A 12,192-nucleotide genomic window follows, 5' to 3' on the forward strand; every position below is an offset into this window, starting at 1 on the left:
ACTCCGACACCATCAACCCACCTACCTCAACCCCCACCACACACCAACCACACAGATCAACCAACATCACCACCAACCACACACAAGGCCGCAAGGTGATGTGGGAGGGCCCCACCAGCCGGCGGCGGCTGGTGGGGCCCTCTCGTATCACCCAAGAATCACCCGGCATCGTGATCGCCCGTAGGCGGGCACCGGCCTCGGTCGTGGTGACCTGCTACCGCAGGGTCAGGAACAGCACCGCGCAGACAGCGGCCGTCAGCAGCAGCGCGTCCGCGACGACGTCGGCGACCAGCTTCCGGCGTATCGGACCGTCCGCCCCGGGCGCGCGTCGTCCCCTGTTGCGATGCCTCTTCAGTTCGGCGGCCGCCTTGTCTGAAGTTCTGAAAGCGCGGTCGAGCAGGGAACCCGCGAAACCGACCACGAGGTACCCCTCGCCCTCGGTGTCCGCGATCTTCTCCTTGGGGAGCACCGTCAGGCTCCCGGACTCACTGACCTCGATCTTGTGGATCGAGGCGTAGGGCACCTCGTAGCTGAAGAGCGGATTGACTACGGTGAGAGAGCTCGCACCCGCGTGCACCCGGGAACTCGTGATGCGGTAGCAGAACGCCCCACCCGCGAGAATCAAAGCCGCCGCCATCCAGCCATCCGGTTCGTCCCTCCACAGCGCGTCGTAGAAGGCCAGTGCAGATGCCCCGCCGACCAAGGTGAAAATCAGTACGGCAAGCACCCGGAAGGATCGCCGACGGAGCACGTGCCCGCCTGTCACACGGCCGTATTCCATTCGGCTTCCCGTCCTTCGTGTGCTGGAGCCCGCCGGGGGGCCTGGGAACGGCCCCCCGGCGGGATCTTATGATGTCCGTCGGTTCAGCAGGAGCCCACGAGCAATCCGGGGCTCGCAGGGCGAGCACCGCAGAATCCCAGGGCGAAATCGGCGTTGCTCACGGAGTTTCCGCGGGTGACACCCCAGTTGATCGCCCCTGACTGTCGGCTCGCCCCGCTGGTCGTGGTCGCCGGCTTGACGACGACGGAGGACCGGGTGATCGCACTGCCCCAAGTGGCCCCCTTGAGGGAGGCACCACCCCACTGGCGTACTTGATGGCGGCACCTGTCCCGAAGGCGGTCCAGGCCAGGCTCTTCCCGGCGGTCCCGTAGTCCCACTTGCCGGTCGTGACGCGATCGCCGACGAGGACCACGCCGGCGCTCACGACGCCGGTCGGCGTGCCTGATCGACGCCAGACCCCCGGGGCCAAAGGATTCACCCCGATCCCGAAGCGGTGGGCCGTCGAGCGGACCTACGGCTGGCTGATGCTCCACCGCCGCCTGGCCCGCGACTACGAGACCCTCGCAGTCCGCTCCGAAGCCATGATCCACCTGACCATGACGGACCTGATGGCCCGACGTCTCACCGGCGAGAGCACCGTATCCTGGCGCGCCCCGCAGATACCGATTAATTGCCTGTTACAGGATGAACCACCGAGAGAAGACGACCTCTGAGGTCCTGGCGGCTCCTTCGCAGGATCCGGTGCTCGACCACTCGAATCACCGGACTCGCCCAAGCCGCCCTCACATTGAGAACGAGCCATGAGTGTCCGGTGCCGCCTTTAACAGCCCTTAAAGTTTAACGAGCGCCAGACGCGTCTGCGGTTGTCGGCCACCCCAGCCCTATCGCACCCTGAATGGGAGTCGACGGACAGACGGTTCAAGAATGGCCCCGCTGATTCTCGTCCTGTCCCGCCGCGACTCCGCCTCAGACAGCTTGGTTTGTGCTCGAAGGGTCCCGTCATGCCCATAGATCTTCCAGCCGCCATTCGATCCGGACTCGGCGCATCGATGCCGCCCCACCTCGCCACCAGCTCCGCCGCCACCACCCCACCGTCGCTATTCTCGGTGACGGCGCCGGAGACTGTGATCCCGCGTCGGGATCGACCTACGACCCCGGGTGCTCCAGTCGGCACTCGCCTCGGAACCGACTGCGAGGGGAGTGACCTGATCACCATCACGTCAGGGGCCCCCGGCAGCCGTACGCTACTGACCTGACCCTGGCATGGAACCAACACACGGGTAATTGGTGATCGGGTCCTGTGATGCCGCGGTTTTCTGCTGTTGTTGACGACCACGGGAAGATGCCCTACTGGGTTCGGGTTGTCCTGGGCCTCGTTCTGGGTGTGGTTCTTGGCTGTATGGCTCGGTACGCCGAACTCGACTGGCTCGTAGCCACTCTGGGAAAGATCGGCAGCCTTTTCGTTCAGTTGCTCAAGCTGGTGGTGCCGCCGTTCCTCTTCACCGCGATCGTGGCGAGCACGGTGGCGTTGCGAGGCCTGGCCAACGCGGCCAGACTGGCGATCAGCACTCTACTGTGGTTCTGCGTCACGGCGCTCCTTGCCGTAGGTATTGGCATCGGACTGGGGCTGCTCAGCGCTCCGGGGCGCGGGGCCACGGTCATCGACACGGGCCAGGAGCCCCGGCAGGGCTCCTGGCTGGACTTCCTGACTGGCCTGATCCCCGCCAACGTCATCGAGGCGTTCGCGCAAGGCAGCACACTGCAGATCGTGTCGTTGGCCGTTGTGACGGGCGCGGCAGCAGTGGCGGTTGGAGACAGAGCCCAGCCTTTCCTGAGCCTCAATCAGGCGGCGTTCGAGATTGTTCAGAAAGTGCTGTGGTGGCTGATCTGGCTTTCACCGTTAGGGACACTCGGGCTCATTGGCCACGTAACGGCAACGGTCAGTCCACATGTCATCGAATCGCTTGGGCGCTATGCCGTTGCCGTCAACGTCGGCTCGGCGATCGTGCTCTTTATCGTCTACCCAGTGGTACTGGTCGCCGCTACTCGCCTCAACCCCCTGCGGTTTTTCCACGTCACATGGCCGGCCATGTGGCACGCGTTCATCTCTCGGTCCTCGGTCGCCGCAATGCCGGTGACGCTACGTGCCGTGGAGCGTCTTGGAGTGCCACGTGACTATGCTTCCTTTGCCGTACCCCTTGGAGCAACCACCAAGATGGATGGCTGCGCCGCGATTTCTCCGGCAATCTCGGCGATCTTTATCGCCCAGGTCTCCGACATCGAGCTTCGCCCCTCCGACTATCTCCTGATCGTGTTTGTCTCCGTAGTCGGGTCAGTCGCCACCGCCGGCCTCAACGGAGCCGTGGTCATGCTCACGCTGACAGCCGGCGTGCTCGACCTTCCGTTCGCTGCTTTAGGCCTGCTCTTGGCGGTCGACCCTCTTCTGGACATGGTGAGGACGGCCACCAATGTGGGTGGTCAGGCTCTGGTACCCACCGTCGTTGCGGTGCGCGCCGGGATCCTCGATGCATCCGCCTACGAGTCCGCCGCTGCCGACCCACTTGCGCCGACCTCAACGATTGGGAGCAGCCATGCAGTTCGGTAATACACCGTCCGAGCCGACCCTGATCGCCCTGAACGTGGCCATGATGGACGCCTACGAGCACGCCAACGCGCGCTTTCAGGAAAACCTGCTCGCTCAGACACCGGTCATTCTGGCGCTCTTCAGCAGCTCGGGCGGACGCATGCTGCTGTACACGCCAGGTGCGGAGCCACTGGAGGCTGCATGTGTGCCGGCCGTCTACGAGCACTTCAAGGCTGTTGGGCACAGTCCGGTAGGCGTCTACGAAATCGTGGCTTCCGCTCTGGCTTCCCGCGACTACGACTGGCGCCAGCCGCTGGCCGACTATGCGGACGTCTGCCGAGCCGCTCTGGAAGGCCTGTACCGACTTGAACTGCCGGACTCAGACATCGCGCTGCTCCGAAAGATCCTCGGCCACAATGTTTCATTCGCCGCCCGGTGCCTGGTCGAAGACACCGTGGACCGGGCAGGGCTGCGGAGATTCGGGCGCTCGATAGCTCCAGACCTCGCTCTGACGGTGGACAAGGCCGCCGACATCCAGGTCCGCCACTGGATGCATGTGCTCAGTGCCTGGCGAAGAGAACTGGGCCCGGACTGGGCACACACCTACGCCGCCAGCAACACGCTGTACGTGACCCGCCGCAACAACATCCTCTTCAGTGTCCTGGCCCAGTTCATGGGCGAGGAGGCGATCGGAGACCGATTGTTGCTGTTCGAAACGCCGCAGTTCACCACGACCTCGGAGATGATGCTGAGCGGTTTGGCCCGAGTCCTGTCCGACCGTCAACTCGGCGAAAACTTCTTCGGCTGCTACTACCTCACCGACAGCGAGGTCCTCGGTGGTGCCGCCCGAGCAGCCATCAGCCGCGAATCCGAACGGCTGGGTATCAAAACCGTGCTGCCCTCGCTTGCGCCGGTGAGAACGCATGAATGGCCGTGGCAGACCGAACCGGGCGATCCGGTGTGCCCCAGAACCCTGGCCGACGCCGTCGCATGCCTGCCCAGATTGGAAGAGAACACGTGAACTCCAGCATCGGATGGCACAGCTTCGGCGAGTCCAACATCGAGTTTCTTGTGGTGGACCGCAGAGCACCACAGCACAGCGTCCGCAGGTTCAGTGTGAACACCGAGTTCATAGGCAACTTCGAGAGAGTCTACACCGAGGGCGACAACACCGAACTCCTCCCCAGTAGCGCGGTCAATAACACAGTACTGGCCTTCGCGCAGCGCCACATAGCGGCCGAGCCCGAACATTACGCCAGGGCACTCGCAGAGCGCTTCCTCACAGCCTGTCCCACCGCACGGGTGGTGGAGACGACCGTAGTGGTGTCAGCTTTTGAACCGCTTCGACTGTCGGACGGGAACAGCTCTAGGGAATTCGCCCCCTCTGGACAAGAGAAACAAAGCGCAACTGCACGGATCGACCGGGAGGGAAGAATAACCATTTGCGGCGGAATACGGGGGATGCAACTGTTCAAGACCACCGGCTCACATTTCAAGGGATTTCTGTGTGACCAGTACACCACCACGCCAGTGTTCGACGATCGAGCCCTGGGGATGGAGATCGACATACGCTGGTTCCCAAAAGACTCCAACACTGAGTTCGCCTGCTGTCGACAGCGGGCCCGACAGGCCGTTCTCGACGCATTCGCTGAACATATCAGCCACTCCAGCGAACACACCTGCTATGTGCTCGCCGACGCAGTGCTGACCGCATGCCCCGAGATCTTCCGATCCGTTGTCACAGGAGTGCACCAGACACGTCGCCTCGCCGACATGTCCGCATACGGATGCGACAACCCGGGTGAAATCTATGTCGTCGACGATGCTCAGGCCACCACCGTGGCCGCAGAGGCCATTCGGTCCACATTGCATCGCGAGGAGGCGTGAGACGGTGAAACCTGAAGGATCAGGGTGGCCGGGCGACGAAATCCGGGCCCTGGGATGGTCCATCGGCCGGAGTTCAATACCCGTCCTCAAGCAACGGCGCGCCGATTTCCGAGTGTGCGAAGCTCTCGTCCTTCCCCTCGCCACGTCCCCTGCCGAGAATTGCTGCAGCTACTTACTGCTCAGTAAACAGGGTTCCAATACGCATCAGGCCATCGCGGCGATCGCAGATTTCCTGGACGTACCGGCAGAAGAAATCGGTTACGCATGTTCCAAGGACGATGACGGCATTACCCAACAGCACCTGTCCGTCCGGCCGACGTGCACCAGCCGCACGCTCGAAGAATTTAATACCCGCCACCATCGGGGAAACCGCTGGCTGCATCTGGCCTGGCTGGGGCAAGGCAACCGCCCCCTATCAGTAGGGATGACGCACGGTAACAATTTCCGAGTAAACGTGCGCCATCTCGACGAGAAGGCCGCAGGCTATCTGGGAAGGCATCGCCAGATTACCCACTACCTGCTCAACTACTTCGACGCTCAGCACTTCACCGGCACACCGTCGCGCCGAACCACTGAGGTCAGAGCCGCATCACATTGGAATGAACATCTCCGGGCCTTGGTGCGTGACCTGGCCGGAGGCGACGTTGCAGAAGTAAGCAGGGCCGGTCAGCAGTACACCTTCACCCCGACAACAGATCCCCTGATCGCCCTCCTACGCAAAGTACCTGCCATCCCCGAGCTCGCGAACGAGCGCCCCACCGTGGCACAAACCCGGATCCACATCGGAACGCCCACCACCGATGACGCGCACCCCCACGCCTTCCAATGCGAACTGTCGTTCTTCCTACCCGAAGGCGTCTACGCCAGCAGCGCTCTGGCCCAACTCCTCGGCCCCGTACTCGACTACCGGTGCGTCCAGCGACAGTGAGCTCTTTCCATCCTCACTCTGAGCTGGCCAGATGCAGGGCGAGGACGGTCTGGACGAAAGCGGTGATGAGAGTGGTCGAGCACCGGAGTTTGCGGAGAAGTCGCCAGGCTTTGAGGGGGCCATGGCCTCCTCGACGAGTGCGGGGACTTTCGCATGGGACCGGTTTACGGCCTTCTGACCGGTGAAAAGGCTTTCCCAGCGGCTCCAGCCGAGGGTACGGACCGTGGCCCCGGCGCCCCTGTACGCGTTGTCCGCCCAGCGCTGGAGGCCGGTCTCGGCGCCGGCCTCGACGATGCCTGAACCGTCCCGGTTCGCATGGAGACTCGCGGACTGTCCCGAGTTGGGTGGAGTCGAGTTGCTTGGTTTCACGCTACCGGCGGGGTGCGGAGTCCGTACTCCACCAGGCTGAGCATCCCCACCGCGGAATGCCTGCGCTGTCGGTTGTGGAAGATCCCCAGGTACTCGAAGAGCGCGGTGGACAGCTCCAGGCGGGGTCCGCCACCGTCTGCGGAGGAGTTCGACCTGGACCCGGGCTAGAAGGACTCCATCATCGGTTGTCCACGCAGTCCCGCTGCCGGCGACCCACCCGCGGGCGATCCGCCGCGGGGCCCGCGTCGTCGAAGAGGCTGGGACGGCCTGCCCACGGGCAAGGGGCGCCGCACCACCACCGGCGATGTCCCAGCACCGTCGTGAGCGTCCTCGGGGCGAGGAGACAGTGCCTTTGCGGGCTCTGCTGAACCGGGCCGCGGCCACCCATATCGAGGTCGGTCGCCGTCCACTGTCCGACTATGACGAGTCGACTGGCACCCGTCCCTTCACCACCCGTCCGAGCACGAGGGAAACGTCTTGAGCGAGCTGGTCTTCACCCGCATCCGCACCACGGCCGGCCGGCTCGGCCTGCCCCACCTCGCGGAAGCCATCGAGGAGTACACCCGCCGGGCCGACGAGGGGAAGATGGGCTACCTCGACTTCCTCGACCTGGTGCTGTCCGAGAAGCTGGCTGTCCGACGACCGCCGCTTCCGCCAGGGCCTGCGGCTCTCGAAGCTGCCGCACCACAAGACGCTCGACGAGTACGACTTTCCCTTCCAGCCCGATCTCGACCCGCGGAACGTCAAGGACCTCGGCACCCTCTCGTTCCTCGAGGGCAAGGCGAACGCCGCCCTGCTCGGGCCGCCGGGAGTCGGCAAGACCCACATCGCCGTGGCTCTCGCGGTCGCGGCCCGCGGGCCGGCTACTCGATCTGCTTCACCAGCCTCGACGACATGGTCCGCAACCTCGAAACCGCCGAGGCCGCCGGACGGGTGACGAACAAGCTCGGCACCTACCTGCGGCCCGGCCTCCTCGTGGTGGACGAGGTCGGCTACCAGCCCCTCGAACGAGCCGAGGCAAACCTGGTCTTCCAGGTCATCTCCAAGCGTTACGAGAAGGGCTCGATCATCCCGACCTCGAACAAGACCCCCAGCGAATGAGGACAGGGCTTCGGTGACGAGGTCCTCGCCACCGCCATCCTCTTCCGCCTTCTCCATCACTGCGAAGTGATCTCCATCCACGGCCGCAGCTTCAAGAACCGCCTCCAAGCCAGCGAGTGGGAGAACGAGGTGGCCTGACCAGCTGCGATCAGAACACCGGGTCCTCGCCCGGCGGGATGAAGGCGTCGGCGCCATCGACATCCTCGACATGCCCCTGGGCATCGACCGTGATGGCCGTCGCCCGCCCCTGCGAGGTGATGAGCCAGGCCAATACCTGTTCCGTCAGCGGCGTTCCCCCTGGGCCCTCGTCCTTCCAGTGCACCCGCCACCCTCCGCCAGGCACCGCGGCCACGATCTGGTCGGCTCGCTCCAGGTGTGAGAAGTCCTCGTAGTCAGTCACCGAACGCAGGGCGCCACGCTTGGGATCGACGATCAGGGCCGTCCGGGTCGCCTGGTCCCAGCCCTCCACACGCACCATGCGGCCGATCTCGGTGTCGGTGCCATTGAAGATCGCGGTCCAGCCGGTCTGATTGAAATAGCGAAGAGACACCCCTCCATCATCTCGAACCACGACGCTCGCGTTTCACAGGTCTCCCCTTGCTCTGCAGGTTCATCCGTACGCGGTGCACATAGGCGAGTACGCCGACACGTGCCGCATCAACAACTCCATGGTGCCGTGGCTCAGATGGACGCTCAGATCCCTGATGGCGCTTCTTGAATCTCCCCACTTGCTGCTTAGGGGTAGCGCAAACCTGCTCTGTTGATCTCCCCATCCATCGTGTGCTCCTGCCCGGTGTGTCGTCTTATCTGGCGGCTGGTCCGGAGCCTTCGGCGACGACACCGCCGCCGCCGCCATGCGACCGGCTCCTGCACCAGGCTGCCGTCGCCGGCATCGACGGACCCTCCTACCGACTCCGCGGCCACCAGAACCAGGCCGAGGCCATGCGCAAGGGAGTCAATACACGTGTCTCCTGGCCCCACTCACAACGACGAACGGCTCAATCCCCGGGCACACCAACTACGCAGTCTAGAAAGGCGAGTTCATGCCGAGCCCCAGACAGATCTGCTGCTCACCCCGCTGCAAGAGCGCCGCCCACCGACGCGCTCCCACCAGCTTGGCCGCACACACCTGCCCAGTCTGCGAGGGCATGTTCACCGCCCACCCCCGACTCCGTCAGATCTACTGCTCGCCCGAATGCCGTCGCGAGTCGGAACGACAACGCAACCGCGCTCGGGACGAAGAAGCGAACACGCCGCCTCGGCGAACACCTCCGAGCCCTCCCCCGCAGCCGGCACCCCCCGGCCCCATCGACCCACTGGCACCGACAGCCGTCCGAAACTGCCCGCACTGCGACCAGCCCGTCACGATCGTCGCCCTGCTCGCCACTCCGGAAGCCGCCCGCCCCACGATCAGCAGCCGCGTCACCGACATCGCCTCGCTCAGACGCCTCCAGTGAGCTCCGGCTGACCGTCACCGATCACCGGGCCCGCCGACCTGACGGTCGACGGGCCCGCAACGCGGCTTCGTCCACGAGTTCAAGCAAACGGCACCACGGGGGACCGCAAGCCGAGCCACTGCTCGGCATCCCAGGCTTGGAACCGCTCTACCTCGGCAAACCCCAGCTTCGCCGCGAGACGCATCGAACTGACGTTGGCGGTCTGGGTGGCGAGCACCACCGGCTCGCCGGGAAGAACACCGCCGAGCCAATCGAGTGCCGCCGCGCACGCCTCGGCGGCATACCCGAACCCCCACGCCCGCGGCAGGAACAGATAGCCGAGATCGACCTTCCCCACAGCAGCCGGGCGAAGATGCTCCGTTGCCCTCCTGAGCAGGATCTGGCCGATCATCGACCCGTCGAGATCAACGACGAAACCCCCCGGCTGCTCGGGCACCCCAGGCAACTCGCGCTCAAGCTCGTCCCGTGACCGAGGCCCGCCGAGATAGGCGTGCACTTCTGGCGACGCCAGCAGTTCGATGAACGCTGCACGGTCCCGGGCCTCGGGCTGTCGGAGCACGAGCCGCTCAGTCTTGATCGGGGCAGGCGGCCAGGCCACGGGTCCGAGTTCAGTCATGCCGACCAACCAATCAGCAGGCTCGGCAACGATCAAGGCTTGCGGACCGATCAAGCCAAGGGGGCCATGCAGACCCGTTGCGGGAATCAAGGGCCGCTCTCCACTCCCCATCTTCCCCCGACAGTCCATAGACCAAGCAAATGGGGCGAGAGCACCCCCGGCCGCTTTGAAAGGGTCCCATCAGGCCCAGGCGAAGCTCGGCGTGCGCCCGGCGGGAGCCGTAGGTGCCTCGGGAGGCGGCGTGGATGCCCGTGATGGCCTCCGTCAGCCACGCGTGTCCGACCAGGCGGTTCGACGGCGAGCGGTCCCGCCAGGCGCAGTACCCGGACTCCGCGACACCCGGCGGGCCAGCTGCACCGGCAGGTGCTCGCGGACCATCACGCGGATGGCTTCGAATCGCGGGCCGCGGCAAGTTCGGACTGGTCGCTGCTGGTCGTGCCGGGCAACTGGCCTGTGTTGATGAGGTGCTGGCGACGCCGGGCGTAGATCGTCTGGCCGCTGATGCCGAGGAGTCGGGCGACCTCGGTGACCTTCCTTCCGGAAGCGACGAGATCCCGAGACGATCACCATCACTCCAGCCTCCAGGACCACCTCCAAAGCCACGCAAACTCCCCCAAGTGCCTAAAGTCAGCAGCATTGGCCCTACGCACCCGTCCTCAACCCCGTCGAAGGTGTCTGGGCCCACCTGAAGAAGTCCCTGGCCACACACCCCGCGCGATCGACGACCCCGCCCCGCTCGTCAAGAACCGCCTACGCTAAATCCAACGCCGCCCCGAGACCTTCGACGGCTTCATCACCGGGACCGGACTGGGTCAGGAGCCCCCATAACCCTGTCACCCCGCCCTTTCAACCTCGGCGTCTACTCGCTGAAATACAGGCAATGGCTGTCAGGACTGCGGCAAGAAGCGTCAACAGGCCAAGAGCGATAAAGGACCGGCTGATGCCGTGAGTCAGCACCTCCTCTGCGGCAGTGATGAGAGACTGCGGGTAGGACTCCTCCTCCAGCGGAGCGCCTCCACTTGCCGCACGGTACGCCGCCTCGGACACCTTCGCTGACAGGTCCAGGCCCTGACGCCAGTCGGCGGCGTGGAACGCCACCACCGTTCCCGCCAGTGCCGGTCCCAGCGCCCCGCCCAGCATGGACATGGTGGCGGCTGTCGCTGCGGCCCTGGCGGCACGGTCCCGAGAGGCGCGCAAGGTAATTTCTGCCAGGGCTGCGCTGTTGGTGAGGCCGAGCCCGATGCCGGTTCCTGAATAGACCAGCAGCGAGGTGGCGTGCGGCGGTCCGGCAAAGGGCATGAGGAAGAGCGAGCAGGCCATGACGGTCAGTCCTACTGCAGCCACACCGGGGCTATTGGCTGCGTAGCGGGAGGCGAGCCGTGTGGTGATGACGGCGGGAGCGCTGGCGGCTGCCAGCAAGAGTGAGGACTGAAAGGTGGTTTGCCCGCGCACTTGGACGAGGTAGATGTAACTGAAGTAGAGGAAGCCGGAATTGGCAGCGAAAAGAGCGGCCAGAGCAAAGAGGAGCGTTCGTCTGACCGGGTCCCGAAGTGCTTCGGTGTCAAGGATAGGGTCGTGTCGCCTATTTTCCGTGCGTACCAGCAGAACCGCCGCTCCTATCGCGGCCGTTGCGCCGAAGGCTGCAGCACGAGCGGTGGGAGGATCGGAGGATCCCAGGAGCGTGACCAGCAAAGTGCCGGTGACCGCAGTGCACAGCACCATGCCTGTGATGTCGAGTTCCGCGGGCGATCTGGACTGTGAGGGCAACGCCAGCCGGCACAGGGCCAGAGCGCACAGGGATTCACAGGTCAGCAAGAGATAGAGAGAACGCCAACCCCAGAGGTCGACGATGGCGCCACTCAGTAACGGCCCGGCTGCGGTCGCCGCTGCAGCGGTTGCCGCCCAGCCGCCCACCGCTCGTACACGCCGCGACGGGGCAGACTGTGTGGCCAGAAATGCGAGCGTGACCGGTGTCAGGACGCTACCGCCGACGCCTTGGACGATGCGCGCAGCAATAAGCAGTGATGCGTCCGAAATGACGGCCCCCCAGGCAGTGGCCACAGCGAACAACGCCAAGCCGGAAAGCAACGTAGTCCGCGTCCCTAGGCGATCGGACCACCGAGCAACAGCGAGTTGTAGCGCCCCGGCAACCGCTGGATAGCTCGATGCCGTCCACTGTGTCTCGGCCCGGTCCATGCCCAGGTCGCGGGCCATGGCGGGCAGCGCTGCCGGCGCCATCGAAATGGCCAAGCCGCCGGCCGCAAAAGCCGCGTAGCAGGCGGCAGCCTGCAGTCGGAAACGTGCATGCACGCCGTACTCAGTCATGCGAACCCGCTCGACTGCTGCACACCGAAATTCGCCGCGCGGGTGAGCAGAAGCCTCAACCGGACGGCCTGGCAAACAACCGAACGGGACCGTGCACCGATGGCTTTCCGGCGAGAGCCATTGTCCCAGGGCCGAGCACCAAAT

At 64.9% G+C, this 12,192-nt stretch carries 8 protein-coding genes and 4 pseudogenes; 7 read left to right on the forward strand and 5 right to left on the reverse strand.

Annotated elements, in window-relative coordinates; translation table 11 throughout:
- Positions 1-214: 214 nt before the first annotated feature.
- Positions 215-727, reverse strand: coding sequence for a hypothetical protein (locus AB0J10_RS22280; protein ID WP_363064177.1), 513 nt, complete (start codon positions 725-727; stop codon positions 215-217).
- Positions 728-1,230: 503 nt separating this feature from the next.
- Between AB0J10_RS22280 and AB0J10_RS22285 the strand changes: the two are divergent.
- From AB0J10_RS22285 to truD, 5 genes and pseudogenes are all read left to right on the forward strand, one after another.
- Positions 1,231-1,494, forward strand: a pseudogene (locus AB0J10_RS22285) (transposase); the annotation flags it as partial.
- A gap of 629 nt (positions 1,495-2,123) precedes the next feature.
- On the forward strand, positions 2,124-3,386 hold the full coding sequence (locus AB0J10_RS22290; protein WP_363064179.1) for a dicarboxylate/amino acid:cation symporter: 1,263 nt from the start codon (positions 2,124-2,126) through the stop codon (positions 3,384-3,386).
- On the forward strand, positions 3,373-4,386 hold the full coding sequence (locus tag AB0J10_RS22295) for a hypothetical protein (protein WP_363064181.1): 1,014 nt from the start codon (positions 3,373-3,375) through the stop codon (positions 4,384-4,386). The genes AB0J10_RS22290 and AB0J10_RS22295 overlap by 14 nt, the downstream gene beginning before the upstream one ends.
- Positions 4,383-5,252, forward strand: a complete 870-nt coding sequence (locus AB0J10_RS22300) for a hypothetical protein (RefSeq protein ID WP_363064183.1) — start codon at positions 4,383-4,385, stop codon at positions 5,250-5,252. Before AB0J10_RS22295 ends, AB0J10_RS22300 begins: the two co-directional genes overlap by 4 nt.
- Before the next feature lie 4 nt (positions 5,253-5,256).
- A complete protein-coding gene (truD, locus tag AB0J10_RS22305) occupies positions 5,257-6,180 on the forward strand; it encodes a tRNA pseudouridine(13) synthase TruD (RefSeq protein WP_363064185.1) in 924 nt (307 codons plus the stop codon).
- Between the two features lie 13 nt (positions 6,181-6,193).
- On the opposite strand, the pseudogene AB0J10_RS22310 reads toward truD, so the two are convergent.
- Positions 6,194-6,438: pseudogene (locus AB0J10_RS22310) on the reverse strand (transposase family protein); the annotation flags it as partial.
- Positions 6,439-6,751: 313 nt separating this feature from the next.
- On the opposite strand from AB0J10_RS22310, the pseudogene AB0J10_RS22315 reads away from it, so the two are divergent.
- Together AB0J10_RS22315 and istB are read left to right on the forward strand one after the other, a co-directional pair.
- Positions 6,752-7,030, forward strand: a pseudogene (locus tag AB0J10_RS22315) (IS21 family transposase); the annotation flags it as partial.
- A pseudogene (gene istB, locus AB0J10_RS22320) lies at positions 7,027-7,788 on the forward strand (IS21-like element helper ATPase IstB). The pseudogenes AB0J10_RS22315 and istB, both read left to right, overlap by 4 nt.
- A gap of 10 nt (positions 7,789-7,798) precedes the next feature.
- Here the strand turns inward: istB and AB0J10_RS22325 are convergent.
- The 3 genes from AB0J10_RS22325 to AB0J10_RS22335 form a co-directional block, all read right to left on the reverse strand.
- The gene (locus AB0J10_RS22325; RefSeq protein WP_363064187.1) at positions 7,799-8,200 is read right to left on the reverse strand and encodes a hypothetical protein; all 402 of its coding nucleotides are present in this window, start codon (positions 8,198-8,200) and stop codon (positions 7,799-7,801) included.
- Positions 8,201-9,186: 986 nt separating this feature from the next.
- Positions 9,187-9,723, reverse strand: a complete 537-nt coding sequence (locus AB0J10_RS22330) for a GNAT family N-acetyltransferase (protein ID WP_363064189.1) — start codon at positions 9,721-9,723, stop codon at positions 9,187-9,189.
- An 846-nt stretch (positions 9,724-10,569) separates the two neighbouring features.
- The gene (locus tag AB0J10_RS22335) at positions 10,570-12,048 is read right to left on the reverse strand and encodes an MFS transporter (RefSeq protein WP_363064191.1); all 1,479 of its coding nucleotides are present in this window, start codon (positions 12,046-12,048) and stop codon (positions 10,570-10,572) included.
- Positions 12,049-12,192 lie beyond the last annotated feature (144 nt).

The sequence above is a fragment of the Streptomyces sp. NPDC049887 genome (genome assembly GCF_040656535.1).
Taxonomy (GTDB): domain Bacteria; phylum Actinomycetota; class Actinomycetes; order Streptomycetales; family Streptomycetaceae; genus Streptomyces.